A 26455-nucleotide genomic window follows, 5' to 3' on the forward strand; every position below is an offset into this window, starting at 1 on the left:
GCTCAGCAATGCTGGGCCCTGTTTTTTGCGGGCTACTTTTTCTTTTGCGCTTTCGGCGGGTGCGCCTGCGCCAGCTCTTTGATCAAGGGCAGCAGGATCTGCACGCTGTCGCGGCTGCGTTTGTCGATCCGCCCCGGCAGGTAGCGATCCAGATACTGCAGGTTGTCGTACTGCGGGCGGTGCCAGGTGATGCCCTGCGGGAAGTGCGGGCTGACGGCGCGCTGCTGGTAACCGTCCTTGTCGCCCAGCGACCAGTTGGTGGCCTCCACTGACAAGACCGGGATGCCTGCGGCGTCGAACACCTCTTGATCGGAACAGCAGCCGGTGCCTTGCGGATGCTGCGCGTTGCCTGGGTTGGTGGCGGCGGCGATGCCGTAGCGGTGGGCGATATCCAGCGCGCGATCGCGGGAGCGCTTCGCCATCTGCGGCGGCGTGTTGCGCCCGGCGTTGAAGTACAGACGATCGCCGGTGATCAGGCTGTCGAGGTTGATCACCAGCACGGTGTTGCTTTTCTCTTCCGCGCTCATGCGCTGCAGGTAGTTCTGCGCGCCCAGCGAACCGATCTCTTCAGCGCTGGTGGCGACGAAGCGCAGGCCGTAGGCGGTGGGGATATCCTTCAGGCGTTCCGCCAGCTCCAGCATCACGCCGATGCCGGAGGCGTTGTCGTCGACGCCCTGCAGCGTCAGGCCGCCAAGATTGTTATCCAGATCCTCGTCGCTCTGCGGCGTATAGGTGTCGAAGTGGGCGACGATCACGACCTGTTTCGGGCTGTCGCCGTTTCGTGCGGCGATCACCGAGCTGGCGGTGACGTTATTCCAGTTCTTCTTGCCGTCTTTGCTGGTGTAGAGATAGCGCGTATTGACGCTGCGAATGTCGCTTTGGTAACCCATCTTGCCGAACTGCTGCTTGAGATAGTCGGCGGTGAGCAATTCTGCCGGGCTGCCCGCCATGCGGCCGGGGAAGTAAGTGGCGATGTGGCGGGTCTGTTCGGCGGCGAAACGGCCCATTGGCGCGTCTTTTACGGGCTGTGCGGCACACACGCTGAAGACGCCGCCGAGTGCGAGGGCCAGCAGGCTGGTCTTCAGGTAAAAACGGGAAAACATACCGAAAAATCCTTCTTTGCTATCGGCGCTGCCGATCATTTTTCTTCGGCGTCCAGTATGAGACGACGGGCGGCATTACACAATTTCCCTGTCTCTTAATTTTCGCGCGAACGCGCAAATCGCCGTCGCGATGAGCATGGTTTGCCTCCTGCGCTGCGGCCTATATTCCATAAAGGAACTAATCATTCCTTTTCGTCATTTCAGAGGCTAAATCTCAGCCCGTATAGTCACACTATCTTTCTGTTATATGAAAAGGCTGTTGTGGACTATCTACCAATATTCGCCGACCTGAAACAACGTCCGGTGCTGGTCGTTGGCGGTGGTGACGTGGCGGCGCGCAAAGTCTCCCTGCTTCAGCGCGCCGGGGCTGAAATACGGATAGTTGCGCAGTCGCTCTCACCGGAACTGGAACAACAACGTCAGCAAGGGCGGGTGCTCTGGCTGGGGAAAACCTTTGATCCGCAGCAACTGGACGACGTGTTTCTGGCGATCGCCGCCACGGACGACAATGCGCTGAACGCCGCGGTGTTCGCCGAGGCGGATAAACGCCGGGTGCTGGCCAACGTGGTGGACGATCAGCCGCGCTGTTCGTTCATCTTCCCGTCGATCATCGATCGCTCGCCGCTGGTGGTGGCCGTATCGTCCAGCGGCCAGGCCCCGGTGCTGGCGCGGTTGCTGCGCGAAAAGCTGGAGGCGTTGCTGCCCGCCAGTTTGGGGCTGATGGCGCAGGTGGCGGGCCGCTGGCGTGGCCAGGTCAAACAGCGGTTGGCTTCGATCGGCGAACGTCGCCGTTTCTGGGAAAACACCTTCGGCGGCCGTTTCGCCACGCTGGTGGCCAACGGCCAGACGGCGCAGGCGGAACGCCAGCTGGAGCAGGATTTACACCGCTTCGCCGCAGGCGATGAGGGCACCCAGGGCGAGATAGCGCTGGTGGGCGCCGGGCCGGGCGACGTGGGGCTGTTGACCCTGCGCGGGCTGCAGGTGATGCAGCAAGCGGACGTGGTGCTGTATGACCATCTGGTCAGCGGCGAAATCCTCGATCTGGTGCGCCGCGACGCCGAGCGCATCTGCGTGGGCAAGCGCGCCGGCGCGCACTCGGTGATCCAGGAAGAGACCAATAGGCTGCTGGTGGAACTGGCGCAGCAGGGCAAGCGCGTGGTGCGCCTCAAGGGGGGCGATCCGTTCATCTTCGGCCGCGGCGGCGAAGAGCTGCAGGTGGCCGCCGCCGCCGGCATTCCGTTCCAGGTGGTGCCGGGCGTCACGGCCGCCGCGGGGGCGACCGCCTACGCAGGCATTCCGCTGACGCACCGCGACCACGCGCAGAGCGTGACCTTTATCACCGGCCACTGCCGCCCCGACGGCGATGGCCTGGACTGGGCCGATCTGGCCCGGGCGCGGCAGACGCTGGCTATCTACATGGGCACCATGAAGGCGGCGGACATCAGCCAGCGCCTGATCGCCCACGGTCGCGACGCCGCGACGCCGGTGGCGGTGATCAGCCGCGGCACGCGCGCCGATCAGCAGGTGCAGATCGGCACGCTGGAACAACTGGAATATCTGGCCCAACGGGCGCCGTTGCCGGCGCTGCTGGTGATCGGCGAAGTGGTGGAACTGCATCACCAAATCGCCTGGTTCGGGCATCAATCGCAGACGGAAGGGGCCGCGCGCCCGGCCGTCGTGAATTTGGCATAGGCAAGGCTTTTAAGGACCTGTTATGGACGAAAAACGACTCACTCATTTGCGGCAATTGGAGGCGGAGAGTATCCATATCATCCGTGAAGTCGCCGCTGAATTCGCCAACCCGGTGATGCTGTATTCCATCGGCAAAGACTCTTCCGTGATGCTGCACTTGGCGCGTAAGGCGTTCTTCCCCGGCACGCTGCCGTTCCCGCTGCTGCACGTCGATACCGGCTGGAAGTTCCGCGAAATGTACGAATTCCGCGATCGCACCGCGAAGGAGTACGGCTTCGAGCTGCTGGTGCATAAAAACCCGGAAGGGGTGGCGATGGGCATCAACCCGTTCGTGCACGGCAGCGCCAAGCATACCGACATCATGAAAACCGAGGGCCTGAAGCAGGCATTGAACAAGTACGGTTTCGACGCCGCCTTCGGCGGTGCGCGGCGCGACGAGGAGAAATCGCGCGCCAAAGAGCGCATCTATTCGTTCCGCGATCGCTTCCATCGCTGGGATCCGAAAAACCAGCGGCCGGAGCTGTGGCACAACTACAACGGCCAGATCAACAAAGGGGAGAGCATCCGCGTCTTCCCGCTGTCGAACTGGACCGAGCTGGATATCTGGCAGTACATCTTCCTGGAAAACATCGACATCGTGCCGCTGTACCTGGCGAAACCGCGCCCGGTGGTGGAGCGCGACGGCATGCTGATGATGGTGGACGACGATCGCATCGATCTGCAGCCGGGTGAAGTGATCAGCCAGCGCATGGTGCGTTTCCGCACCCTGGGGTGCTGGCCGCTGACCGGCGCGGTGGACTCGCAGGCGCAAACCCTGCCGGAGATCATCGAAGAAATGCTGGTCTCCACCACCAGTGAACGCCAGGGGCGGATGATCGATCGCGATCAGTCCGGCTCGATGGAGCTGAAAAAGCGTCAAGGGTATTTCTAAGGAGCCGCCGGATGAACAACGCAATTGCACAACAAATCGCTGACCAGGGCGGCGTCGAGTCCTATCTGCACGCGCAGCAGCACAAGAGCCTGCTGCGTTTTCTGACCTGCGGCAGCGTCGACGACGGCAAAAGCACCCTGATCGGCCGCCTGCTGCACGATACCCGCCAGATCTACGAGGATCAGCTATCGACGCTGCACAGCGACAGCAAACGCATCGGCACCCAGGGCGAGAAGCTCGATCTGGCGCTGCTGGTGGACGGTCTGCAGGCCGAGCGCGAGCAGGGCATCACCATCGATGTGGCCTATCGCTACTTCTCGACCGAAAAACGCAAGTTTATCATCGCCGATACCCCGGGGCATGAGCAGTACACCCGCAACATGGCCACCGGTGCCTCTACCTGCGATCTGGCGATCCTGTTGATCGACGCGCGTAAAGGGGTGCTGGATCAGACTCGCCGCCACAGCTTTATCGCGACCCTGCTGGGCATTCGCCATCTGGTGGTCGCGGTAAACAAAATGGATCTGGTGGACTATCAGGAAGCGGTGTTCGAGCAGTTCAAACAGGATTACCTGACCTTCGCCCAGCAGCTGCCAGGCGATCTGGACATCAAGTTTGTGCCGCTGTCGGCGTTGGACGGCGACAACGTGGCGAGCGAAAGCGCCCATATGCCGTGGTACAGCGGCCCGACCCTGCTGGAAGTGCTGGAGAGCGTTGACGTGGTCAGCGAGCGAGAAAACCAGCCGCTGCGCTTCCCGGTGCAGTACGTCAACCGCCCGAACCTCGATTTTCGCGGCTATGCCGGCACGCTGTCCGCCGGCGTGGTGCGGGTGGGGCAACGCATCAAAGTGCTGCCTTCCGGCGTGGAGTCCAGCGTGGCGCGCATCGTGACCTTCGACGGCGATCTGCCAGAGGCGGTGCCGGGCGAAGCGATTACGCTGGTGCTGAAGGATGAAGTGGACATCAGCCGGGGGGATCTGCTGGTCGACGCCGGCGAAAGTCTGCAGGCGGCGCAGAGCGCGCTGGTAGACGTGGTATGGATGGCCGAGCAGCCGCTGGTGCCGGGCCAGAGCTACGACATCAAGATCGCCGGTAAAAAGACCCGCGCGCGCGTGGAGAGCATCCGCCATCAGGTGGAGATCAATACGCTGGCGCAGCATCCGGCCGACACGTTGCCGCTCAACGGCATCGGATTGGTGGAGCTGACCTTCGACGAACCGCTGGTGCTGGACAGCTACCAGAGCAATCACGACACCGGCGGGCTGATCTTTATCGATCGCATGAGCAACGTGACGGTTGGCGCCGGTCTGGTACGTGAAACGCTGCAGGCCGCATCGGCGGCGCGCGGCGAATTCAGCGCCTTCGAGCTGGAGCTGAATGCGCTGGTACGCAAGCACTTCCCGCACTGGGGCGCGCGCGATCTGCTCGGTGGCCGATAAGGTGGCCGTTGAACTGAGGGCGACCGGGCCGGACGACGAAAATGTGGTTTGGCATCCGCACGCGGTGACGCGCGCGGATCGCGAAGCGCGCAACGGCCATCGCGGCGCGGTGCTGTGGTTTACCGGGCTGTCCGGCTCGGGCAAATCCACCGTCGCCGGCGCGCTGGAGCAGGCGCTGCATGGGCTCGGCGTCAGCACCTATCTGCTGGACGGCGATAACGTGCGCCACGGCCTGTGTCGCGATCTCGGCTTCTCCGACGAGGATCGGCGCGAGAACATTCGCCGAGTGGGGGAAGTGGCCAAGCTGATGGTGGACGCCGGGCTGGTGGTGCTGACCGCGTTCATTTCGCCGCACCGCGCCGAACGGCAGATGGTACGTGAGATGCTCGGCGACGATCGCTTTATCGAGGTGTTTGTCGATACGCCGTTGGCGATCTGCGAGGCGCGCGATCCGAAGGGATTGTATAAGAAAGCGCGCGCCGGCGAGCTGCGCAATTTCACCGGTATCGACGCGGTTTACGAGGCGCCGCAGCAGCCGGAAATCCACCTTGATGGCCAACAATTGGTAACAAATTTGATTGCGCAATTGTTAGACGTGTTGCGTGGTCAGGCTATTATCAAACCCTGAATTCAAAAAAAGCGTGTGGCGTTTTTCGCCATGCGCTTTTTACTCTAAGCCGCCGCAGAGCGAGCCGAATAACCAGGGATCACTATGCAAAATGTCACGCCTATCTTGATCGACTCCAAGCAGTCAAAACAGGAGAAAGAGGAGCCTTCTTATTCTTTCCTGGGCGGCGTCAGCGGCTTTGTTTTCTACTGGCTGGCGTTCGCGTTGCCGTTTTTGGTTTACGGTTCCAACACGCTGTTTTTCCTGCTTTATACCTGGCCATTCTTCCTGGCGCTAATGCCGCTGTCGGTGCTGATCGGCATCACCCTCAGCATGCTGCTGCGCGGCCGTCTGATCTTGACGCTGTTGCTGACCGGCGCCGTTGTGCTGTGCCTGTTCTGGCTGGTGTTCAGCTTCCTGACCGGGTGGTGAGAGAGTGGGCGCCGAGGCCGGCGCCCGCAGGATTGCAAAGCCGTGCCGAAGGTTACAAAACTTTGCTCAAAAATGCCTGAGTGCGCGGATTGGACGGGTGACTGAAGATCTGCTGCGGCTGCCCCTCTTCCTGAATGATCCCCTGATCGATAAACAGTACCCGGTCGGCCACCTCGCGGGCAAAGCCCATCTCATGCGTGACGACCACCATGGTCATGCCCTCATGGGCCAGCGATTTCATCACCGCCAACACTTCGCCCACCAGCTCCGGATCGAGCGCGGAGGTCGGTTCGTCGAACAGCATGATTTTCGGCTCCATCGCCAGCGCGCGGGCGATCGCTACCCGCTGCTGCTGGCCGCCGGACAGGCTGTTGGGATAGGCGTCGATTTTGTCGAGCAGGCCGACCTTGCGCAGCAGCTGTTCCGCTTGCGCGATGGCTTCGGCGCGCGGCAGTTTTTTCACGCTTACCGGCGCCATGATGATGTTTTCCAACACCGTCATGTGCGGGAACAGGTTAAAGCGCTGGAACACCATGCCCACGCTTTCTCGCATCTTATTCAGGTCGGTTTTCTGATCGTGGACGGCGAAGCCATTCACCTCTATCTCGCCGCCGGAGAGCGTTTCCAGCGCGTTGATGCAGCGCAGGAAGGTGCTTTTACCGGAGCCGGAGGGGCCGATGACGCACACCACTTCGTTGGCGGCGATCCGGCAGGAAATGCCGCGCAGCACGTGGCTTTCACCGAACTGTTTTTGCAGGTTATGTACGCGAATCACTTTTACCGAACCTCTTTTCCATGTGTTGCACCAGCAGCGAGAGCAGGAAGGTGATGACCCAATAGACCAGCGAAATGGTCAGGTAGGGCTCCCAATAGGTGGCGTAGGCGCCGGAGACGGTGCGGGCGGCATAGGCCAGATCCGCCAGGCCGATGGCGGAGGCCAGCGACGAATCCTTGACGATGGCGATGGCGTTGTTGCCCAGCGGCGGCAGCATGCGCCGGAAGGCTTGCGGCAAGATAACCTGTCGCATGGTCTTGCCGTAGCTCATGCCCAACGAGCGCGATGCTTCCATCTGGCCGCGGTCGATCGATTGGATCCCGGCGCGGAAGATCTCCGACACATAGGCGCCGGCGTTGAGCGTGATCGCCACCACGCAGGAGAGAAAGGCGCCGTAATCGGCGCGCAGCGCGCGGGCGAAGTCGACGCTCATCAGGCCGCTGGTGACCAGCAGGCCGTCGCGCGGGTTGATGAATAGCGGCACCAGCGCAAAGTGGACCACCATGATCTGCACGAACAGCGGGGTGCCGCGAAAGGCGCTGATGTAGATACGCACCGGCCACTGAACGCCGTAATGCAGGATGGGTTTCCAGATGCCGTGCGGCGCCTGCGCCAAGCGCCCCAGACCGAGGATCAATCCCCAGGTGGTGCCCAGCAGCACGCAGATAATGGTGCATTTGATGGTCATCCAGGCGCCTTCCATAAACAGCGGCGCGTATTCCTGGATGATCTCCCAGCGGAAGTTCAAAGGGTATTCCTTCTTGGTATGCTGAAACGGTGGCGCGCCGACGGCCTTGCGGGCGCCGGCGGCAGGGCATTATTCCGCCGGCAGCGTCGGTACGTTGCTGTCGAACCAGGCTTGGTAGATCTTGGCGTAGGTGCCGTCGGCGATGATTTTCTTCAGGCCGGCGTTGATTTTGTTGCGCAGCTCATCGTTGCCTTTGGCGACGGCGATGCCGAAATACTGACGTTCGAACTTGGCGTCGGGCACCAGCTTGAAAGCTTTCTCAGGGTGGGTTTTGATGTAGAACTTGGCCACGCCGACGTCGCCGACCGCCGCGCCGATGCCGTCTTCATACAGCTCTTGCAGCATCAGCGGGGTATTGTCGAAGCGTTTGATGGCGGTGCTGTTTTTGCCCAGCGCGTCGGACACCACGATGTCGCCGGTGCTGGAGTTCACCACGCCGACCTTCAGCGCTTTCAACGCGGCAATGGAGTCTACCTTCGAGTCTTGCGGCACCACGATGGCCTGCTCTGCCGGGAAGTAAGGCGCAGAAAAATCAACCATTTGTTTGCGTTTATCGGTGATGGTGATGCCGGAGATGATGATATCGCGATCGCCGGAATTCAGCGTGGCGAAGATCCCTTCCCACGGCGTATTGATCAGTTTTATCTGGAAACCTTCGGCCTTGGCTACGGCTTTGATAATGTCGATGTCGAAACCTTCCAGCTGCTTTTGGCTGTTTTCAAACTCGAACGGCCGATAGGTGCCGCCGGAGCCGACGACGTAGGTAGGTTCAGCCGCCAGCGCGGCGGTGGAGAAGGTGGCGGCCAGGCAGGCGCCGATCAGAACTAAACGTTTTAACATCGCGATCCCCGATAATGAATGGTTATATATTGGAATTATTTATGCACTATGAGTGCATAAAAATAAGCTTCAATGAATGAAAGTGCAACCACTGCATGAGGATTATTCTTTCTATGGTGTTAAATATTCACTTCTTGCTTTGCTTTGCTTTGCTTTGCCTTGGCGTAAGCGACGGGTCAGGATGCGATGGTGCAGTGATTCTTGCTGCATAATGGGGGAAGGGCAGTGTGTGTATCAGCGGAAAACGCGGCGCGCGCGCCGGACTAAAGCGGCTTTTTTTGCCGCTTTCGCAGCGGAATTAGGCGCTGAACATGGGAATCCTTCATCCGTATTCTGAATTTGGCGTTGAAATGCCGCTCTCAGTGTGGAGTCCAACGAGAAGTTGTGGGATGATTGGTCGGTTTTTCAGGGGGCGGAGATGGGAAAACTTACGCTGCTATTGCTGGCATTGCTCGGTTGGTTACAGTATTCACTGTGGCTGGGCAAAAATGGTATTCACGATTACGTGCGGGTCAATGAAGACGTTGCGGTCCAACAGGGCAACAACGCGAAGTTGAAAGCGCGTAACGATCAGCTGTTTGCCGAAATCGATGATTTGAACGGCGGTCAGGAAGCGATCGAAGAGCGAGCGCGTAATGAGCTGGGCATGATCAAGCCCGGTGAGACTTTCTATCGTCTGGTTCCTGACCAATCCAGACGCAACGCGGCGTCTTCCTCGCAAAATAACGCACAAAAATAACGCATGAATCACTCCGCAGGCACCTTTCCCTCGGTGATTGCCGTCCTGCCCGCTGCCGGTATCGGCAGCCGCATGCAGGCGGAATGCCCGAAGCAATATTTAACCATCGGCCGGCACAGCATCGTCGAACACGCTATCCATGCCCTGTTGCGTCACCCGCGCATTGAACGGGTGATCGTGGCTATCGGCCCGGAAGATCGTCAGTTCGAACGGCTGCCCATCGCTCAGGATCCGCGGGTGACCGTCACTGAGGGCGGCAAACAGCGCGCCGATTCGGTGATGGCCGGGCTGAAGCTCGCGGGTGATGCGGACTGGGTGCTGGTGCACGACGCTGCGCGCCCCTGTCTGCACGCCGACGATCTCGAGCGCCTGTTGGCGATCACCGCACACAGCAAGGTGGGCGGCATTCTCGCCGCGCCGGTGCGCGACACCATGAAGCGCGCCGAACCCGGCCGCGACACCATCGCCCACACCGTTGAACGGCAGGATCTGTGGCATGCGCTGACGCCGCAGCTGTTTCCGCTGCCGCTGCTCAAGGAGTGCCTGCAGCGCGCGCTGGATGAAGGCGCAAACGTCACCGACGAAGCCTCGGCGCTGGAGCATTGCGGTTATCATCCGCTGCTGATCGCCGGCCGGGCGGATAACATTAAAGTAACGCGGCCGGAGGATTTGGCGCTGGCGGCGTTCTATTTGACTCAGTTGGACAATTAAGGAGCGCACCATGCGTATCGGTCACGGTTTTGACGTACATAAATTCGGCGGCGAAGGCCCGTTGGTGATCGGCGGTGTTCGCATCCCTTACGACAAAGGCTTGTTGGCCCACTCCGACGGCGACGTTGCGCTGCATGCCGCGACCGACGCCTTGCTGGGCGCGGCGGCGCTGGGCGATATCGGCAAGCTGTTCCCCGATACCGATCCGGCCTTTAAGGGCGCGGACAGCCGCGAGCTGCTGCGCGAAGCCTGGAAGCGCATCCGCGCCAAAGGGTACCGCCTCGGCAACCTCGACATCACGATTATTGCCCAGGCGCCGAAAATGGCGCCGCACATCCCGCAGATGCGCGTCTTCCTGGCGGAAGATCTGCAGTGTCATATGGATGACGTCAACGTGAAGGCCACGACCACCGAGCAGCTCGGCTTCACCGGGCGCGGCGAGGGCATCGCCTGCGAAGCGGTCGCCTTGCTGATCAAGGAATAACCGCATGGATATGGCGAATCTGACCTGGCTGCATGGCCGGCCGCAGAGCACCGGGGTGTTGAAAGCCAATCCGGAAGACTTCGTGGTGGTGGAAGACCTGGGCTTTGCGCCGGACGGCGAAGGCGAGCATGTGCTGGTGAACATCCGTAAAAACGGCTGCAATACCCAGTTCGTGGCCGACTATCTGGCGCGCTTTGCCGGTATTCACGCCCGTTCCGTCAGCTATGCGGGCTTGAAGGATCGCCACGCGGTGACCGAACAGTGGTTCTGCCTGCATATGCCGGGCAAAGACACGCCGGATTTCTCACAGTTTGCGCTGGAAGGCTGCGAGGTGCTCTCGTTCGCCCGCCACCTGCGCAAAATGCGCATCGGCAATCTGAAGGGCAACCACTTTACGCTGGTGCTGCGCCAGATTTCCGATCGTCAGGACGTTGAGCGCCGCCTGCAGGCTATCGCCGCGCAGGGCGTGCCAAACTATTTCGGCAGCCAACGCTTCGGCCGCGGTGGCAACAATCTGGTGATGGCGCGCCGCTGGGCGAACGACGAAATCCGCGTTAAAGAGCGCAGCAAGCGCAGCTTCTACCTTTCCGCCAGCCGCAGTGCGCTGTTCAATCTGATAGCCGGCCGGCGCCTGGCCGACGGCCTGCAGCGCACCGTGCTGGAGGGGGATGCCCTGCAGTTGAGCGGCCGCGGTAGCTGGTTCGTCGCCAAAGCCGATGAGCTGGAGACGTTGCAACAGCGGCTGGATGCCGGCGAGCTGGCGATCACGGCTTCCTTGCCGGGCGACGGAGAGCCAGGCACCGCCGGCCAAGCCTTGGCTTTTGAACAACAATGCTTGGCGGAACAACCGGAATTGCTTACGCTTTTAAAGCGCGAGCGTGTCGAACCCGCTCGCCGGGCCCTGCTGTTGCAGCCGCAAAATTTGCAGTGGAACTGGTGGGATGACGTTACCGTGGAACTGCGCTTCTGGTTGCCGGCAGGCAGCTTTGCTACCAGCGTGGTTCGCGAAATCATGCAGCAGGATAACAGTGATGCGGATATTGCTGAGTAACGATGACGGCGTCAGCGCCCCAGGCATTCAGGTGCTGGCGGCGGCGCTGCGGGAGTTTGCCGAGGTGCAGGTCGTGGCGCCGGATCGTAACCGCAGCGGTTCTTCCAATGCCCTGACGCTGGAGTCGCCGCTGCGCACGCAGACGCTGGTCAACGGCGATATCGCGGTGCTGCAGGGGACGCCGACCGACTGCGTTTATCTTGGCGTCAACGCATTGATGCGCCCTGCGCCGGATATCGTGGTCTCCGGCATTAACGCCGGACCGAATTTAGGCGATGACGTCATCTATTCCGGCACCGTCGCGGCGGCGATGGAGGGCCGGCACCTGGGGCTGCCCGCGCTGGCGGTGTCGCTGAACGGTCACCAACACTACGCGACCGCAGCAGCCATTACCTGCCGCATCTTGCGTGCGCTGCAGCGTGAACCGTTACGCACCGGAAAAATCCTGAATATCAACGTGCCGGATTTGCCGCTGGCGGAGATCAAAGGCCTGCGCGTCACTCGCTGTGGCAGCCGCCATCCCGCCGATAAGGTCTTCTGTCAGCAGGATCCGCGTGGACAAAATCTCTACTGGATCGGGCCGCCTGGTGATAAATTTGATGTCGGGCCGGATACCGACTTTGCGGCGGTGGAACAAGGCTATGTGGCGATCACGCCGCTACAGGTGGATCTGACCGCCTACGCGGCGCAGGAAGTCGTGAAAACATGGTTAACCAAGGCAGAGGTTAGCGGGGAATGGTGAACAAGCGTATGCAAACATTGCTGACGCAGCTGCGTCAGCAAGGGATCCGGGACGAAAAGCTGCTGCGAGCGATCGAAGCGGTGCCGCGCGAGCGTTTTGTCGACGAAGCGCTGGATCATAAAGCCTACGAAAACACTGCATTACCGATCGGTTCCGGCCAGACTATTTCTCAGCCTTATATGGTGGCGCGGATGACCGAGCTGCTGAATCTGAAGCCTACTTCACGGGTGCTTGAGATCGGCACCGGTTCCGGTTATCAAACCGCCATCCTGGCGCATCTGGTGCAACACGTTTGTTCCGTCGAGCGCATCAAGGGGCTGCAGTGGCAGGCCAAGCGCCGCCTGAAGCAGCTCGACCTTCATAATGTTTCCACTCGCCACGGCGACGGCTGGCAGGGCTGGGCGTCGCGCGGCCCGTTCGATGCGATCATCGTCACTGCCGCGCCGCCGGAGATCCCGCAGGCGCTGGTTGAGCAGTTGGACGACGGCGGCATTTTGGTGTTGCCGGTGGGCGAGCAGGCCCAAACCCTCAAACGCATTCAGCGCCATGGCAACGATTTCGTGGTCGACGCGGTAGAGGCGGTGCGCTTTGTGCCGCTGGTGAAAGGCGAATTGGCCTAGCGATTGTCTGATTTTTCGACCGTCTGAAAAATCTGTTGCACTTTCATCACGTGCGGATAAGGTTTTCTCGTTCCAATCAGGCTAATTTTCACTAGAATTGGCCTTTCTACGTAGTTGTCTTATGGTGCGGTGACGCCAATGTGGTTAGCATTGGCGCGCGTTTTGATGCTCCGGCGGGAGATGACCTGGCGTTCAGGGATCGGCCGGCGGCGCCTTTACATCGCAGAAACTGGGAAGTGGCAAAAGCTCGGCTACGATGTAAAGGGTATTTTGGATATATCACTGATATTGCTGTCATGGGGGAAGCATGAGCACGGGAAGCCCAATGATTACGTTACGCCGGGTTGCGGTGTGTACGATGGTAAGTTTGTGGTTGGCGGGTTGTACAAACACGGCCTCGACGTCAGCCCCTATCAGCAGCGTGGGCGGCGGCGGCGCCGTTCCATCCGGCAATAATAATGGCGGAGCGCAGCAGGCCAGCCCAGAGGGCCGCATTGTCTATAACCGCAGTTATAACGCTATCCCTAAAGGGAGCTACAGCGGCGGCGACACCTATACGGTCAAGCGCGGTGATACGCTGTTTTACATCGCCTGGATCACCGGCAACGATTTCCGCGACCTGGCGCAGCGCAACAATATTCCCGAGCCTTACAGCCTGAATGTTGGCCAAACCATTCAACTTGGTAATGGTTCTGCCAATGGCGGCGGCGGTATGCTGGCGACGACTGACGCGACCAAAGGCGGTGTTCCGAAGCCACCTTCCAGCACCCAGATCCAGACGGCAACGGTTGATTCTCAATCAACTAACGCGTATTCTGAAAACTCGGGTAAACAGAATGTAGGTAAGATGTTACCTGCAGCGGGCGCCGCAGCGGTTGGGACCGCGACTGCGCCTGTTACCGCACCGGAAGCCGCTCCACCAGTGAGCAGCACCGTCAGCAACAGCGCTCCGGTCAGTACCTGGAGATGGCCGACTGATGGCAAGATTATTGATAACTTTTCCTCATCAGAAGGTGGGAATAAGGGCGTCGATATCGCCGGTTCCCGTGGGCAGCCTATCTTCGCTACCGCCGATGGTCGCGTAGTGTATGCAGGCAACGCTTTACGGGGTTACGGTAATCTAATCATCATCAAACATAATGATGATTACCTGAGCGCCTACGCTCATAACGACACAATGCTGGTCCGGGAACAACAAGAAGTGAAGGCGGGTCAAAAAATAGCCACCATGGGTAGCTCCGGTACCAGTTCAGTACGTTTGCATTTTGAAATTCGTTACAAGGGGAAATCCGTAAACCCGCTGCGTTATCTTCCGCAGCGATAGATTGGGCAGAATACGCTGAGATTCTGCTCGCGGTATCACGGGTAGGAGCAGCATATGAGCCAAAATACGCTGAAAGTTAACGAGTTACATGATGATGCGGATTTCGACGAGAATGGAGCTGAGGCTGAGTCGTTTGATGAAAAAGCGCTGGTAGAAGAAGAGGCCAGCGAGAACGATTTAGCGGAAGAAGAGCTGTTGTCTCAAGGCGTTACGCAACGCGTATTGGATGCGACGCAGCTCTATCTGGGTGAGATCGGTTATTCACCTCTGTTGACCGCAGAGGAAGAGGTCTATTTTGCGCGGCGTGCTCTGCGCGGTGACGTGCCGTCCCGCCGTCGCATGATTGAAAGCAACCTGCGGCTGGTGGTGAAAATCGCCCGCCGCTACAGCAACCGCGGTCTGGCGCTGCTGGATCTGATCGAAGAGGGTAACCTCGGTCTGATCCGCGCGGTGGAAAAATTCGACCCGGAACGCGGTTTCCGTTTCTCCACTTACGCAACCTGGTGGATCCGTCAGACGATTGAACGGGCGATCATGAACCAAACCCGCACCATTCGTTTGCCTATCCATATCGTCAAAGAACTGAATGTTTATCTGCGCACCGCGCGCGAGCTTTCCCATAAACTGGATCATGAACCGAGCGCTGAAGAGATTGCCGAGCAACTCGACAAGCCGGTGGATGACGTCAGCCGCATGCTGCGCCTGAATGAGCGCATCACCTCGGTGGATACGCCGCTGGGCGGGGATTCGGAGAAAGCGCTGCTGGACATTCTGGCCGACGAGAAGGACAACGGGCCTGAAGACACCACGCAAGACGACGATATGAAGCAAAGCATCGTCAAATGGCTGTTCGAACTGAACGCCAAACAGCGTGAAGTGTTGGCGCGTCGTTTCGGCCTGCTGGGCTATGAAGCGGCGACGCTGGAAGACGTGGGCCGGGAGATTGGCCTGACGCGTGAACGCGTCCGTCAGATTCAGGTTGAAGGTCTGCGTCGCCTGCGTGAGATTCTGCAGATGCAGGGCCTGAGCATTGAGGCGCTGTTCCGCGAATAACGCCGGTTGTTGAACCGCATCAAATAAAAACGGTGAGCATGATGCTCTACCGTTTTTTTATGCCCGCGTTTGACGTCTGACTACACCATATTTTTCAGCCGGTAGATCCATTCCAGCGCCTGGCGCGGCGACAGGGAATCCGGATCCAGCGCCTCCAGGGCTTCTACTGCCGGCGAAGTATCTTCCTGCAACAGCGTCATCTGGGTGGCATCGACGCTGCCCGACGCGGTGTGGCTGGAGATGGATTCCAGCTCGCGCAGCTTTTGGCGGGCGCGCTTGATGACGTCGCGCGGCACGCCGGCTAGCGCGGCGACCGCCAGGCCATAGCTTTTGCTGGCGGCACCGTCCTGCACGCTGTGCATAAAAGCGATGGTGTCGCCGTGCTCAAGCGCGTCCAGATGCACGTTGACCACGCCTTCCATTTTTTCCGGCAGCGTCGTCAGCTCGAAGTAGTGGGTGGCGAACAGCGTCATCGCTTTGATGCGGTTGGCCAGGTTCTCGGCGCAGGCCCAGGCCAGCGACAGGCCGTCGTAGGTGGAGGTGCCACGGCCGATTTCATCCATCAACACCAGGCTGTGCTCGGTGGCGTTGTGAAGAATATTGGCGGTTTCGGTCATCTCCACCATGAAGGTGGAACGGCCGGAAGCCAGATCGTCCGCCGCGCCGACGCGGGTGAAGATGCGATCCACCGGGCCGATGGTGGCTTTGGCCGCCGGAACGTAGCTGCCGATGTGCGCCATCAGCACAATCAGCGCCGTTTGCCGCATATAGGTGCTTTTACCGCCCATGTTAGGGCCGGTGATGATCAGCATGCGGCGCTGTGGCGACAGGGAGAGCGGGTTGGAGATAAACGGTTCGCTCAGCACCTGCTCCACCACCGGGTGGCGGCCTTCGGTAATGCGGATCCCCGGCTGGTCGCTCATGACCGGGCAGGCGTAGTTCAGGGTGTCGGCGCGCTCGGCCAGGTTGGCCAGCACGTCCAGCTCGGCCAGCGCGGCGGCGCTTTGCTGCAGTTCCGCTAGGTGTGGCAGCAGCAGATCGAACAGCTCGTCGTACAGGCTTTTCTCTATCGCCAGCGCTTTGCCCTTGGAGGTGAGTACCTTGTCTTCGTACTCTTTCAATTCCGGGATGATGTAGCGCTCGGCGTTTTTCAGCGTCTGGCGACGTACATAGTGGATCGGCACCAGGTGGCTCTGGCCGCGGCTCACCTGAATGTAGTAGCCGTGTACGCCGTTGAAGCCGACTTTGAGCGTATCCAGCCCCAGCTTTTCACGCTCGCGGATCTCCAGCCGATCGAGGTAGTCGCTGGCGCCGTCGGCCAGCGCGCGCCACTCGTCCAGCTCGCTGTTGTAACCGGGGGCGATCACGCCGCCGTCGCGCACCAGCACCGGCGGCGATTCAACGATCGCGCGTTCCAGCAGTTCGCGCAGCTCGTCGAACTGGCCTACCTGAGATAGCAGTTGCTGCACATGCGGCGTATCCACATCTTGCAGCACCGCGCGGATGTCCGGCAGTTGCTGGAAAGCATGACGCATGCGGGCCAGATCGCGTGGCCGCGCGGTGCGCAGCGCCAGGCGCGCCAAAATTCGCTCCTGATCGCCCACCTGGCGCAGCGAAGGCTGCAGATCGGCGAACCGTTCCTGCAATGCGCCGATCGCCTGCTGGCGGGCGGTCAGCACCTTGATGTCTCGGGTCGGCATGTGCAGCCAGCGTTTCAGCATGCGGCTGCCCATCGGCGTGACTGTGCGATCGAGGATCGCCGCCAGCGTGTTGTCGCTGCCGCCGGACAGGCTCTGCGTCAGCTCCAGGTTGCGGCGGGTGGCGGCGTCCATGATGATGCCGTCCTGCTGACGCTCCATGGTGATGCCGCGAATGTGCGGCAGCGAAGTGCGCTGGGTATCTTTCACGTACTGCAACAGACAGCCGGCGGCGCGCAGCGCCTGATGCGCCTGCTCGACGCCGAAGCCGGTCAAATCGCGGGTGCCGAACTGCAGGTTGAGTTGTTGGCGTGCGGTCTCCAGTTCGAATTCCCACAGCGGACGGCGGCGCAGGCCGTGGCGCTGCTCGATCAGCGCCATTTGTTCGAAGGTTTCCGGGTAGAGCAGCTCGGCCGGATTGGTGCGCTGCAGCTCGGCGGCCATGGTCTCTAGATCCTGCGGCTCGGCGACGCGGAAGCGGCCGGAGCTCACGTCCAGCGTGGCGTAACCGAAGCCGCGCGCATCCTGCCAGATCGCCGCCAGCAGGTTGTCCTGGCGCTCTTGCAGCAGCGCTTCGTCGGTGATGGTGCCGGGGGTGACGATGCGTACCACTTTGCGCTCGACCGGCCCTTTACTGGTGGCCGGATCGCCGATCTGTTCACAGATGGCGACGGATTCGCCGAGTTGAACCAGCTTGGCCAGGTAGTTCTCCACCGCGTGGTGCGGCACGCCGGCCATCGGGATCGGCTCGCCCGCCGAGGCGCCGCGTTTGGTCAGCGAGATATCCAGCAGTTGGGAAGCGCGCTTGGCGTCGTCGTAAAACAGCTCGTAGAAGTCGCCCATGCGGTAGAACAGCAGGATTTCAGGATGCTGGGCCTTGAGGCGCAGGTACTGCTGCATCATCGGCGTGTGCGAATCGAGTTTATCGGTGCTATTCATGCGATTATTTTTCCAATCCATTGAATGTAAAGGGAACTGTGATTTTCATTGTCGTCATTCGCTATCACATTGTTTCAGCAGGCGTCGCCCCACTCAGCGCTTGGCGGGCGGCGCAAATCAAATCATCAAAACGCCAAACGGCGCACTCAAACCTGAGGTTTGCACAGACGCTTATACTAGCCCAGCGGGCAATCGGCTGTCACAGGTAAAAATGGGAAGCGCTGCGCAAGGCGGGTTTGTAACGCGGCGAGATTGTTGTTCGCCTGCGGGCAACAACGCAAGTGGCCGCCCGCTGAGGCGGCGTAGAGGTTATTGCGCGGCGGTGAGAGGCAAGGGCAGTTGATAGATGCGGAAGCTGTCGGGCACTTCGGTTTCATGGCCGGGCAGCAGGCGGTGGCGGATGCGCGACTCGCTGACGAAGGCGCAGCCTTGTGGGGTGATAGTCAGGTTGACCGGCGACTCCATGCCTTCGCGCAAGACCTCAATCCGATGCATGCCGGTCGCTTTTGGCAACGCGATCCGCAGGATCCGCCCTTGGCCGCTCTGGATCCCGTTCTCCAGCACGATCAATGCGCCGTCCGGCGCCAATCCCATTCCGTCCGGGTTTTCAATCAGGCGCGGCAGCTGCATTTCCGTCAGCTGCGGCTTTGGATCGTGATAGCTGAGAGTGTAAAGCTTACCGGTGCCGAAATTGGCGACAGCCATCAGCCGATCGTCGAGCAGCACGATCCCGGCCGCGCCCAGCCCGCTCGGAGCCGCCAACCGCGCATCCTGAAACAGCGTACTGAATGCCGCTTCGCCCGGCCGCAAGCGCAGGATGCCGCCGCCTCGGGTTTCTGTCACGTACACCGTGCCGTCTGCGCCGAGCACGATATCGTTGCCCATTTCCCCCGTCGGCAGCGCCAGGCTGCGGTTGAGCGTGCCATCGGCGACGTTCAGCGCATAGATGCGGTTGGCGCGCGATTTGCCGCCGGAAAGGAAGTCCGGCGAATTGCCCCATAGCAACCCGCGCCGTTCGTCCAGCCGCAGCGCGTTTGAGGCGAACACCGTGTCAGCGCCAGGGAAAAAGGTTTCCCACGCTTTACCCGGCCGCTTGCGCAGCACGTTGCCGCTGGTGATCAGGCCGACATACAGCGTGCCGTCCGCCGCGCGGGCGATGCCGTTGGGATAAAGCGCGCCGGGCGGCAGCGTCATGCTGCTTTCGGCGCAGTGGGTATTGGCGGCGGCCTGCGCCGGAGTGGTCAGGGGGAGCGCGGCGGCGAGGGTGAACAACGCTGCTCGCGCGGTAAGCGCATATGACATGTCTTCTCTCCTGGAAGGACGGAAAAGGGGCTACCAGCGATCGGGGCGGGCAGCGTGCGCCATCGGCGCCTCCAGCGCGGCCACGTCTTGCGGCGATAAGCTGAGATTGAGCGCCGCCAGCGCATCCTGCAGATGGTGCGGCTTGGACATGCCCACCAGCGGTGACGCCACGCCGGGTTTGGCCAGCAGCCAGGCCAGCGCGATCTGCGCCGATGGAACGCCGCGCGCGGCCGCCACCTCCGCTACCGCTGCGACGGTGCGTTCCACTTCGTTTCTGCCGCCGTACCAACGGGGCGCCTGTTCGTCGGTGGCGGCGCGCAGCGTGCCGGCGTTGCCGGAACCGGCCAGCACGCCGCGAGCCAGCGGCGACCAGGGCGTCAGGCTGAGCCCCTCCTCCAGGCACAGCGGGATCAGCTCCTCTTCATCTTCACGCGTCACCAGGTTGTATTGGCTTTGCAGCGAAATAAACGGCGCCAGGCGGTGCTGACGCTGAAAGGCCAGCATTTTCATCAGGCGCCAGGCGTGCAGCGAGGAGGCGCCTAGATAGCGGATCTTGCCCGCCCGTACCAGGCCGTCGAGGGTGTCGGCGGTTTCTTCGATCGGCGTTTCGGTGTCGAAGCGGTGCAGCACAAACAGATCGAGGTAATCCGTCCCCAACCGCTGCAAAGAGGCGTCGACGCTGTGCAGCAGGTGCTTGCGCGACAGCCCTCGGCTGTTCGGCTGCGCGTCCATCGGAAAGTAGGCCTTGGTGGCGATCACCACGTCTTCGCGGCGGGCGAACGCCTTCAGGGCGCGGCCGAGAATGCGCTCGCTTTCTCCGCCGGAGTAAATGTTGGCGGTATCGAAAAAATTGATGCCCGCTTCCAGCGCTTCGCGGATAAAGGGGCGCGCTTCATCTTCCTTCAGCACCCAGGGGCGCCAGGCCGGATCGCCATAGGTCATGCAGCCCAGGCAGAGACGAGACACTTTCAGGCCGCTGTCGCCAAGCCGAACGTAGTTCATGGCATCGTCTCCTCAGCGCATGCCGGCGATGGTGTAACCGCCGTCCACCAGCAGGCTTTGGCCGGTGATGAAGCGGGCCTCGTCCGTCGCCAACCACAGCGCCACATCGCCGATGTCTTCCGATTCGCCCAGGCGGCCGGCGGGCGTATGGGCGATAAAGGGCGCGAACGCCGCGCTGTCGGCCACGCTGCCGCGTGCCATCGGCGTGTCGATGATGCCGGGGTTGATGTTGTTGACGCGGATGCCCTGGCCGCTGTATTCGAGCGCCACCGCGCGGATCATCGCATCGAGCGCCCCTTTGCTGGCGGAGTAGCTGGATGAGCCGGCCAGCGCGCCGTGGGTCAGCCAGGAGGAGGTGTTGATGATCACGCCGCCCGACCGCTGAGCCAGGAAGGTTTCAATCTCGTATTTCATCGCCAGCCAGACGCCTCTGAGGTTAATGGCAATCACCCGGTCAAAATCCTCGCTGCTCTGTTCGGTGATGGGGGCGAAGTTGCCGATGATGCCGGCGTTGTTGAAAGCGACGTCGAGCCGGCCGTAGTGGGCGGTCACCGCGGCGAGCAGCCGGCGGATATCGTCTTCTTGGGAGACGTCGGTCACGATGGGCAGGGCATCGCCGCCAGCCAGCGCGATATCGCGCGCCGTGGCTTCGATCTCCGCCGCGCGCCGGCCGGCCAGCGCCACGTTGGCGCCTTCGCGGGCATAGGCCAGCGCGGCGGCGCGGCCGATGCCGGTGCCGCCGCCGCTCACCAGTACGACTTTGCCCGCCAGACGGCGCGGCGTTTCATGGGTTGGAGCTGTAGCATTAATCATCGCATCGATACCTGGTAATGGGTTCGATCGCAATGCTATGTTGTTAGATGGTGGATAACTATCCGCTAAAAATTCATCTCACTATTAGATAATTTATATCAATAGCATGAAGAAACCCGAACTGTCCGGCCTGGCGGCCTTCGTGGCTATCGCCAGTGAACGCAGCTTCCGCCGCGCCGCCGCCCGATTGGGCGTGACGCCGCCGACGCTGACCCACACCCTGCGCGAACTTGAAGCGCAGGTGGGCATTCGCCTGCTGAACCGCACCACCCGCAACGTCTCGCCGACGGAGGCCGGAGAGCATCTGCTGGCGCAGCTGGTGCCGGCTTTTACCGACATCGACGCCGCGCTGGAGAGCCTGAATGCGTTTCGCGAAGGGCCACGCGGCCTGGTGCGCATCAACGCGCCGCGTTCGGCGATCGATCTCGCCATCGTGCCGCATCTGGGACGGCTGGCCAGCGAATACCCCGGCATTACGCTGGAAGTGGTGGCGGACGAGGGGTTCGCCAACATCGTCGAGCAGGGCTTTGACGCCGGCATCCGGCTCGGCGAGGATCTGCACAACGATATGCGCGCGGTGCGCCTGACGCCGGATCTGCGTTTTGCCATCGTCGCCACGCCGGATTACTTTCAACGGCACGGTGAACCGACGCACCCGCAGGATTTACTGCAGCATCGCTGCATCGGTTGGCGCAAAGCTTCTTCAGGCGAGCGCTACAAATGGGCTTTTCAGCAGGGGGAGCAGCGATTTTCCGTGGCGGTTAACAGCCCATTGATACTCGATGACGGCAGGATGATGGTGCAGGCGGCGCTGGCGAACGTCGGCATCGCTTTTGCCATCGAGCAGGAGGTGGAAGAATATCTGGCGAGCGGACGGCTGCGGCGGGTGCTGGCCGATTGGTGCGCGCCGTTTCCCGGTTTTTACCTCTATTACCCCAACCGCAGAAACCATTCCGTGGCGCTAGCCACGGTGATTGAGTTGCTGCGTCTGCCCACGTAATCCTCTTCACCTGCCATCGCGTTCGGATGGCAGCAGGCGAATCAAGCTTGAACTATTTTTATTCCCTCGCCGTTTGTTCAGACGCAAATAAACCCTTAAATTCCCAGCGAGTTTATAACTTGCTGTTTATAATTGCTATTTGATTATTTATTACGAATATTCTGAGTTTTTATCGGTTGTTTGAGAGCCCGGTCACACTATTTTTTTGTGCGAAATGTGAAGAGGGTCAATCCATCAGGTCAATGAGAGACGGTTCTGTCTCCTTCTGGCTTACCGATCCTTTTTTCATGCTCCGTATACTGTCTGTAACCAGGGCAACGTGACGGAAATTTTCATAAGGAATGTGCGTGAAGCAATCGTGATTGCATCTGGCATACAAATAACACCGGGTTTTTTGATTATCTGAGGTGCTTGGTATGGAAAAGAAAAAAATCTATCTGTTTTGTTCTGCCGGTATGTCCACTTCCCTGTTGGTATCAAAAATGAAGGCGCAGGCCGAAAAATATGAAGTGCCGGTGATCATCGCCGCCTATCCGGAAGCGCTGGCCGCGGAGAAGGGGTTGAAGCGGATCTGATCCTGCTGGGGCCGCAGATCGCCTACACCCTGCCGGAAGTGCAGAAACAGTTGCCCAATAAACCTGTTGAAGTCATCGATCCGCTGCTGTACGGCAAGGTCGATGGGCTGGGCGTGCTGAAGGCCGCGGTGGCCGCCATCAAGAAAGCCAACCAATAACAGGAGGCCGCCGTGAATACCCTCATTGCCTCGCTCGAGAAGGTTATCCTGCCTTTCGCCGTAAAAATCGGTAAGCAGCCCCACGTCAACGCCATCAAAAACGGCTTTATCCGCCTGATGCCGCTGACCTTGACCGGGGCGATGTTCGTGTTGATCAACAACGTGTTCCTGAGCTTTGGCGAGGGATCGTTCTTCTATTCGCTGGGCGTGCGATTGGACGCCTCCACCATCGAGACGCTCAATAGCCTGAAGAGTATTGGCGGCAGCGTTTACAACGGTACGTTGGGGATCATGTCCCTGATGACGCCGTTCTTTATCAGCATGGCGCTGGCCGAAGAGCGCAAGGTCGATCCGCTCGCTTCAGCGCTGCTGGCGGTGGCGGCCTTCATGACCGTCACGCCGTTCAACGTCGGCGAGGCCTATGCGGTGGGCGCCAATTGGCTGGGCGGCGCCAACATCATTTCCGGTATGGTGATCGGGCTGGCGGTGGCTGAGATGTTTGCCTTCATCGTGCGGCGCAACTGGGTGATCAGCCTGCCGGACAGCGTGCCGGCTTCGGTGTCGCGCTCCTTTTCGGCGCTGATCCCCGGCTTCATCATCCTCTCCATCATGGGGCTGGTGGCGTTCGCGCTGGCGCACTGGGGCACTAACTTCCACCAGATCATCATGGACGGCATTTCGGCACCGCTGGCCAAGATGGGCAGCGTGGTGGGCTGGGTATACGTGCTTTTCTCTTCGCTGCTGTGGTTCTTTGGGGTACACGGTTCCATGGCGCTGGCGGCGCTGGACAGCGGCATCATGACGCCGTTCGCGCTGGAAAACGTGGAGCTGTACAACAAATACGGTTCAGTCGAGGCGGCGGTGGCCGCCGGCAAAGAGTTCCACATGTGGGCGAAACCGTTCGTCGACTCTTATATTTACCTCGGCGGCACCGGTTCGACGCTGGGCCTGATCATCGCCATCTTCATCGCCTCGCGCCGCGAAGATTACCGCCAGGTCGCCAAACTGGCGACGCCATCCGGCATTTTCCAGATCAACGAACCGATCCTGTTCGGTTTGCCGGTGATCATGAACCCGGTGATGTTCATTCCGTTCATCCTGGTGCAGCCGGTGCTGACCCTCATCACCTCGCTGGCTTACTACTCCGGGCTGATCCCGCCGATCACCAACATCGCCCCCTGGACCATGCCGGTCGGCCTGGGAGCGTTCTTCAACACCAACGGCAGCATCATGGCCCTGTTGCTGAGCTTGTTCAACCTGGCGGTCGCCACCGTGATTTATCTGCCGTTCGTGGCGATTTCCAACAAGGCGCAAAGCCAGATCGACGCGGCGACGGAAAGCGAAGAAGACATCGCCAAGGCGCTGAAATTCTAACTGTGGGACGGGGCGGCGCGCTCGCCCCGCGAGGGACGCGAATATGGAATATCAATTTGCCGACGGGTTTTGGTGGGGCAGCGCCACCTCCGCGCCGCAGTCTGAAGGGGCGGCCGCGCGCGATGGCAAGAGCCGCAACATCTTCGACTATTGGTACGAGATCGCGCCCGAGCGCTTTCACGATCGGGTGGGGCCGGCCGAGGCCTCGACCTTTTATGACCATTTCCGCACCGATATCGGGCTGCTCAAAACGCTGGGCCATAATACTTTCAGAACCTCGATCTCGTGGTCGCGGCTGATCCCGGACGGCGACGGTGAAGTGAACCCGCAGGCGGTGGCGTTCTATAACGCGATGATCGACGAGCTGCTGGCGCAGGGCATCACCCCGTTTATCAATCTCTATCACTTCGATATGCCGCTGTGCATGCAACAGCGCGGCGGCTGGGAAAGCCGGGCGGTGGTCGAAGCCTATGCGCGTTACGCCGATACCTGTTTCGGCCTGTTTGGCGATCGGGTCACCCACTGGTTCACCTTCAACGAGCCGATCGTGCCGGTGGAAGCCGGTTACCTGAATGACCTGCACTACCCTTGCGTGGTGGACTTCAAACGGGCGGTCACCGTGGCGTATCACAGCGTACTGGCGCACGCCATGGCGGTGCAGCGTTTCAGAGCGCGGAGGCTGCCGGGGAGCATCGGCATCATTCTGAATCTGAGCCCGACCTATCCGCGCTCCGACGCGCCGGAGGATCGGCAGGCCGCACACGACGCCGATCTGCTGCTCAACCGCAGTTTCCTCGATCCGGTCGCCAAAGGGCGTTACCCGGCCGCATTGCTGCACCTGTTGGAGCGACATGGGCTGATGCCCTACTGCGAACCGCAGGACGCGCAGCTGATCGAAGGCGGCGTGGTGGATATCCTCGGCGTCAACTACTACCAGCCGCGCAGGGTACAGGCGAAAGCGGGGCGCCGCGCCGGGGAGCCGATCGCGCTGCCGGAGGACTTGTTCAGTTACTATGCAATGCCGGGCCGCAAAATCAATCCGCACCGCGGCTGGGAGATCTACGAGAAGGGGCTGTACGACATCCTGATGGATCTGAAAGAGAACTACGGCAATCTGCCCTGTTATATTTCGGAAAATGGCATGGGCGTCGAGGGCGAAGAGGCGTTTATCGGCGCCGATGGACGGGTGGAGGACGATTACCGCATCGACTTTATTCGCGAGCACCTGAAGTGGCTGCACCGCGCGCTGGCGGAAGGCTCGCAGTGCAAAGGCTATCATCTGTGGACCTTTATCGACTGCTGGTCCTGGCTGAACGCCTACAAGAATCGTTATGGGCTGGTGCGGCTGGATCGGGCGGATCAGCGGCGCACCATTAAAAAAAGCGGTTACTGGTTTGCCGAGGCGGCCAGACGCAACGGATTTGACTAACGGGAGGCCGGCGCCGTGTCCGATAACCCAATTTCGCTGAGTGCGAACGACGTGAAGCTGATTCGCGAGCAGGATTTCTTTAACTGCAAAGACTTTCACCTGTTTATCTATAACAAGGTGGAAAGCGCCACCGGGCTGCATCAGCACGACTATTACGAATTCACCATCGTGCTGAGCGGCAAATGCTATCAGGAGATCAACGGCAAGCGGGTGCTGCTGGAACGCGGGGATTTCGTCTTTATCCCCATCGGCTCTTACCACCAGAGCTTTTACGAGTTCGGCGCGACGAAAATCTTCAACGTGGCGGTCAGCAAAGCGTTCTTTGAAGAGCATTACTTGCAACAGCTGCCGCGTTGTTTTGTCGCCTCGCAGGCCTACAGCCTGAGAAGCGAGTTTTTGGCCTATATCGAATCGGTGGTGAGTTCCCCGCAGTTTCGTGAGGACGACTTCGCCGAATTCCTCGAAACATTGACCTTCTACGTGATCAGCCGCATCCGACATTATAAAGAAGAAAACGACGGCGGCGATGATATCCCGCAGTGGCTGAAGAACACTCTGGCCGGCATGCATGACAAGGCGATGTTCGGCGAAAAGGCGTTGGCGAACATGGTGGCGCTGTCGGGGAAAACCCAGGAGTACCTGACCCGGGCGATGCGGCGTTACTACCATAAAACGCCGATGCAGGTGATCAATGAGATCCGCATCAACTTCGCCAAGACGCAGCTGGAGGTCACCAACTATTCGGTTTCCGATATCGCCTTTGATTCCGGCTATGGCGACGTCAGTCTGTTCATTAAAAACTTCAAGCGGCTCACCGACGTGACCCCAGGCAACTACCGAAAAAAGTGTTACGGCCCTCTTTAGGGCCGCTCCCG

25 protein-coding genes and 1 pseudogene are annotated in these 26455 nt (G+C 60.5%); 18 read left to right on the forward strand and 8 right to left on the reverse strand.

What is annotated here, in order from left to right:
• Positions 1–32: 32 nt before the first annotated feature.
• Entirely contained in the window at positions 33–1103 is a 1071-nt protein-coding gene (locus tag SERRSCBI_RS03730; RefSeq protein WP_042785639.1) for an aminopeptidase, read from the reverse strand.
• A gap of 261 nt (positions 1104–1364) precedes the next feature.
• Between SERRSCBI_RS03730 and cysG the strand changes: the two genes are divergently transcribed.
• The 5 genes from cysG (at position 1365) to SERRSCBI_RS03755 (ending at position 6204) form a co-directional block, all read left to right on the forward strand.
• Positions 1365–2795 (forward strand): siroheme synthase CysG, encoded by a 1431-nt coding sequence (gene cysG, locus SERRSCBI_RS03735; protein ID WP_042783702.1) that lies wholly within the window; start codon positions 1365–1367, stop codon positions 2793–2795.
• Between the two features lie 22 nt (positions 2796–2817).
• The gene (gene cysD, locus SERRSCBI_RS03740; RefSeq protein ID WP_033641883.1) at positions 2818–3726 is read left to right on the forward strand and encodes a sulfate adenylyltransferase subunit CysD; all 909 of its coding nucleotides are present in this window, start codon (positions 2818–2820) and stop codon (positions 3724–3726) included.
• A gap of 11 nt (positions 3727–3737) precedes the next feature.
• Positions 3738–5165, forward strand: a complete 1428-nt coding sequence (cysN, locus tag SERRSCBI_RS03745) for a sulfate adenylyltransferase subunit CysN (protein WP_033641884.1) — start codon at positions 3738–3740, stop codon at positions 5163–5165.
• The gene (cysC, locus tag SERRSCBI_RS03750) at positions 5104–5793 is read left to right on the forward strand and encodes an adenylyl-sulfate kinase (RefSeq protein ID WP_084587945.1); all 690 of its coding nucleotides are present in this window, start codon (positions 5104–5106) and stop codon (positions 5791–5793) included. Before cysN ends, cysC begins: the two co-directional genes overlap by 62 nt.
• 84 nt (positions 5794–5877) lie before the next feature.
• A complete protein-coding gene (locus tag SERRSCBI_RS03755; RefSeq protein ID WP_033641885.1) occupies positions 5878–6204 on the forward strand; it encodes a DUF3561 family protein in 327 nt (108 codons plus the stop codon).
• A 52-nt stretch (positions 6205–6256) separates the two neighbouring features.
• Here SERRSCBI_RS03755 and SERRSCBI_RS03760 read toward each other — a convergent pair whose 3' ends face one another.
• The 3 genes from SERRSCBI_RS03760 to SERRSCBI_RS03770 form a co-directional block, all read right to left on the reverse strand.
• Positions 6257–6979: an amino acid ABC transporter ATP-binding protein gene (locus SERRSCBI_RS03760; protein ID WP_042783703.1), complete on the reverse strand. Its 723-nt coding sequence runs from the start codon at positions 6977–6979 to the stop codon at positions 6257–6259.
• Positions 6963–7682, reverse strand: a complete 720-nt coding sequence (locus SERRSCBI_RS03765) for an amino acid ABC transporter permease (protein WP_042706788.1) — start codon at positions 7680–7682, stop codon at positions 6963–6965. The genes SERRSCBI_RS03760 and SERRSCBI_RS03765 overlap by 17 nt, the downstream gene beginning before the upstream one ends.
• Positions 7683–7796: 114 nt before the next feature.
• On the reverse strand, positions 7797–8567 hold the full coding sequence (locus tag SERRSCBI_RS03770; protein WP_033651644.1) for a basic amino acid ABC transporter substrate-binding protein: 771 nt from the start codon (positions 8565–8567) through the stop codon (positions 7797–7799).
• Positions 8568–8985: 418 nt separating this feature from the next.
• Here SERRSCBI_RS03770 and ftsB point away from each other — a divergent pair, with 418 nt between their 5' ends.
• From ftsB to rpoS, 8 genes are all read left to right on the forward strand, one after another.
• On the forward strand, positions 8986–9306 hold the full coding sequence (gene ftsB, locus SERRSCBI_RS03775; RefSeq protein WP_016929043.1) for a cell division protein FtsB: 321 nt from the start codon (positions 8986–8988) through the stop codon (positions 9304–9306).
• Positions 9307–9309: 3 nt separating this feature from the next.
• Positions 9310–10017: a 2-C-methyl-D-erythritol 4-phosphate cytidylyltransferase gene (ispD, locus tag SERRSCBI_RS03780; RefSeq protein WP_042783704.1), complete on the forward strand. Its 708-nt coding sequence runs from the start codon at positions 9310–9312 to the stop codon at positions 10015–10017.
• Between the two features lie 10 nt (positions 10018–10027).
• Positions 10028–10501, forward strand: a complete 474-nt coding sequence (gene ispF, locus SERRSCBI_RS03785; protein ID WP_004932594.1) for a 2-C-methyl-D-erythritol 2,4-cyclodiphosphate synthase — start codon at positions 10028–10030, stop codon at positions 10499–10501.
• A 4-nt stretch (positions 10502–10505) separates the two neighbouring features.
• Positions 10506–11552 (forward strand): tRNA pseudouridine(13) synthase TruD, encoded by a 1047-nt coding sequence (gene truD, locus SERRSCBI_RS03790; RefSeq protein WP_042783705.1) that lies wholly within the window; start codon positions 10506–10508, stop codon positions 11550–11552.
• Complete coding sequence (gene surE / locus SERRSCBI_RS03795) at positions 11533–12294, forward strand: 5'/3'-nucleotidase SurE (RefSeq protein ID WP_042783706.1); 762 nt, start codon at positions 11533–11535, stop codon at positions 12292–12294. Before truD ends, surE begins: the two co-directional genes overlap by 20 nt.
• On the forward strand, positions 12288–12914 hold the full coding sequence (locus SERRSCBI_RS03800; protein WP_004932585.1) for a protein-L-isoaspartate(D-aspartate) O-methyltransferase: 627 nt from the start codon (positions 12288–12290) through the stop codon (positions 12912–12914). Before surE ends, SERRSCBI_RS03800 begins: the two co-directional genes overlap by 7 nt.
• Before the next feature lie 325 nt (positions 12915–13239).
• Positions 13240–14238, forward strand: coding sequence for a murein hydrolase activator NlpD (gene nlpD, locus SERRSCBI_RS03805; protein ID WP_033641891.1), 999 nt, complete (start codon positions 13240–13242; stop codon positions 14236–14238).
• A 54-nt stretch (positions 14239–14292) separates the two neighbouring features.
• Positions 14293–15291 (forward strand): RNA polymerase sigma factor RpoS, encoded by a 999-nt coding sequence (gene rpoS, locus SERRSCBI_RS03810; protein ID WP_019455119.1) that lies wholly within the window; start codon positions 14293–14295, stop codon positions 15289–15291.
• Positions 15292–15371: 80 nt separating this feature from the next.
• On the opposite strand, the gene mutS is transcribed toward rpoS, so the two are convergent.
• The 4 genes from mutS to SERRSCBI_RS03830 form a co-directional block, all read right to left on the reverse strand.
• Positions 15372–17927 (reverse strand): DNA mismatch repair protein MutS, encoded by a 2556-nt coding sequence (gene mutS, locus SERRSCBI_RS03815; protein ID WP_042785640.1) that lies wholly within the window; start codon positions 17925–17927, stop codon positions 15372–15374.
• 309 nt (positions 17928–18236) lie between these two features.
• Positions 18237–19229 carry a hypothetical protein gene (locus SERRSCBI_RS03820; protein WP_230079616.1) on the reverse strand — a complete coding sequence of 331 codons (993 nt, stop codon included), beginning with the start codon at positions 19227–19229 and terminating at the stop codon, positions 18237–18239.
• A 30-nt stretch (positions 19230–19259) separates the two neighbouring features.
• Complete coding sequence (locus SERRSCBI_RS03825; protein ID WP_042783707.1) at positions 19260–20231, reverse strand: aldo/keto reductase; 972 nt, start codon at positions 20229–20231, stop codon at positions 19260–19262.
• A 12-nt stretch (positions 20232–20243) separates the two neighbouring features.
• Positions 20244–21044, reverse strand: a complete 801-nt coding sequence (locus tag SERRSCBI_RS03830) for an SDR family NAD(P)-dependent oxidoreductase (protein ID WP_049866646.1) — start codon at positions 21042–21044, stop codon at positions 20244–20246.
• A 106-nt stretch (positions 21045–21150) separates the two neighbouring features.
• On the opposite strand from SERRSCBI_RS03830, the gene SERRSCBI_RS03835 reads away from it, so the two are divergent.
• The 5 genes and pseudogenes from SERRSCBI_RS03835 (at position 21151) to chbR (ending at position 26444) form a co-directional block, all read left to right on the forward strand.
• Positions 21151–22044, forward strand: a complete 894-nt coding sequence (locus SERRSCBI_RS03835) for a LysR family transcriptional regulator (RefSeq protein ID WP_042783708.1) — start codon at positions 21151–21153, stop codon at positions 22042–22044.
• A gap of 416 nt (positions 22045–22460) precedes the next feature.
• Positions 22461–22777: pseudogene (locus SERRSCBI_RS03840) on the forward strand (PTS sugar transporter subunit IIB).
• Positions 22778–22789: 12 nt separating this feature from the next.
• Positions 22790–24151, forward strand: coding sequence for a PTS N,N'-diacetylchitobiose transporter subunit IIC (gene chbC / locus SERRSCBI_RS03845; protein WP_033641899.1), 1362 nt, complete (start codon positions 22790–22792; stop codon positions 24149–24151).
• 43 nt (positions 24152–24194) lie between these two features.
• The gene (locus tag SERRSCBI_RS03850) at positions 24195–25580 is read left to right on the forward strand and encodes a glycoside hydrolase family 1 protein (RefSeq protein ID WP_042783709.1); all 1386 of its coding nucleotides are present in this window, start codon (positions 24195–24197) and stop codon (positions 25578–25580) included.
• Positions 25581–25595: 15 nt separating this feature from the next.
• Positions 25596–26444, forward strand: a complete 849-nt coding sequence (chbR, locus tag SERRSCBI_RS03855) for a transcriptional regulator ChbR (RefSeq protein WP_042783710.1) — start codon at positions 25596–25598, stop codon at positions 26442–26444.
• Positions 26445–26455 lie beyond the last annotated feature (11 nt).

It is taken from the genome of Serratia sp. SCBI (assembly GCF_000747565.1).
In the GTDB taxonomy this organism is placed as follows: Bacteria; Pseudomonadota; Gammaproteobacteria; order Enterobacterales; family Enterobacteriaceae; genus Serratia; species Serratia ureilytica.

Excerpts from the sequence above, each read along its gene's own strand:
- truD (WP_042783705.1), top strand. The coding sequence starts at position 10,506 with ATGGATATGGCGAATCTGACCTGGCTGCATGGCCGGCCGCAGAGCACC.
- SERRSCBI_RS03755 (WP_033641885.1), top strand. The coding sequence starts at position 5,878 with ATGCAAAATGTCACGCCTATCTTGATCGACTCCAAGCAGTCAAAACAG.
- nlpD (WP_033641891.1), top strand. The coding sequence starts at position 13,240 with ATGATTACGTTACGCCGGGTTGCGGTGTGTACGATGGTAAGTTTGTGG.
- cysC (WP_084587945.1), top strand. The coding sequence starts at position 5,104 with ATGCGCTGGTACGCAAGCACTTCCCGCACTGGGGCGCGCGCGATCTGC.
- surE (WP_042783706.1), top strand. The coding sequence starts at position 11,533 with ATGCGGATATTGCTGAGTAACGATGACGGCGTCAGCGCCCCAGGCATT.
- mutS (WP_042785640.1), bottom strand. The coding sequence starts at position 17,927 with ATGAATAGCACCGATAAACTCGATTCGCACACGCCGATGATGCAGCAG.
- SERRSCBI_RS03730 (WP_042785639.1), bottom strand. The coding sequence starts at position 1,103 with ATGTTTTCCCGTTTTTACCTGAAGACCAGCCTGCTGGCCCTCGCACTC.
- SERRSCBI_RS03770 (WP_033651644.1), bottom strand. The coding sequence starts at position 8,567 with ATGTTAAAACGTTTAGTTCTGATCGGCGCCTGCCTGGCCGCCACCTTC.
- ispD (WP_042783704.1), top strand. The coding sequence starts at position 9,310 with ATGAATCACTCCGCAGGCACCTTTCCCTCGGTGATTGCCGTCCTGCCC.
- rpoS (WP_019455119.1), top strand. The coding sequence starts at position 14,293 with ATGAGCCAAAATACGCTGAAAGTTAACGAGTTACATGATGATGCGGAT.
- SERRSCBI_RS03850 (WP_042783709.1), top strand. The coding sequence starts at position 24,195 with ATGGAATATCAATTTGCCGACGGGTTTTGGTGGGGCAGCGCCACCTCC.
- SERRSCBI_RS03800 (WP_004932585.1), top strand. The coding sequence starts at position 12,288 with ATGGTGAACAAGCGTATGCAAACATTGCTGACGCAGCTGCGTCAGCAA.
- ispF (WP_004932594.1), top strand. The coding sequence starts at position 10,028 with ATGCGTATCGGTCACGGTTTTGACGTACATAAATTCGGCGGCGAAGGC.
- ftsB (WP_016929043.1), top strand. The coding sequence starts at position 8,986 with ATGGGAAAACTTACGCTGCTATTGCTGGCATTGCTCGGTTGGTTACAG.
- cysN (WP_033641884.1), top strand. The coding sequence starts at position 3,738 with ATGAACAACGCAATTGCACAACAAATCGCTGACCAGGGCGGCGTCGAG.
- SERRSCBI_RS03820 (WP_230079616.1), bottom strand. The coding sequence starts at position 19,229 with ATGTCATATGCGCTTACCGCGCGAGCAGCGTTGTTCACCCTCGCCGCC.
- SERRSCBI_RS03830 (WP_049866646.1), bottom strand. The coding sequence starts at position 21,044 with ATGATTAATGCTACAGCTCCAACCCATGAAACGCCGCGCCGTCTGGCG.
- SERRSCBI_RS03825 (WP_042783707.1), bottom strand. The coding sequence starts at position 20,231 with ATGAACTACGTTCGGCTTGGCGACAGCGGCCTGAAAGTGTCTCGTCTC.
- SERRSCBI_RS03835 (WP_042783708.1), top strand. The coding sequence starts at position 21,151 with ATGAAGAAACCCGAACTGTCCGGCCTGGCGGCCTTCGTGGCTATCGCC.
- cysD (WP_033641883.1), top strand. The coding sequence starts at position 2,818 with ATGGACGAAAAACGACTCACTCATTTGCGGCAATTGGAGGCGGAGAGT.
- SERRSCBI_RS03765 (WP_042706788.1), bottom strand. The coding sequence starts at position 7,682 with ATGGAAGGCGCCTGGATGACCATCAAATGCACCATTATCTGCGTGCTG.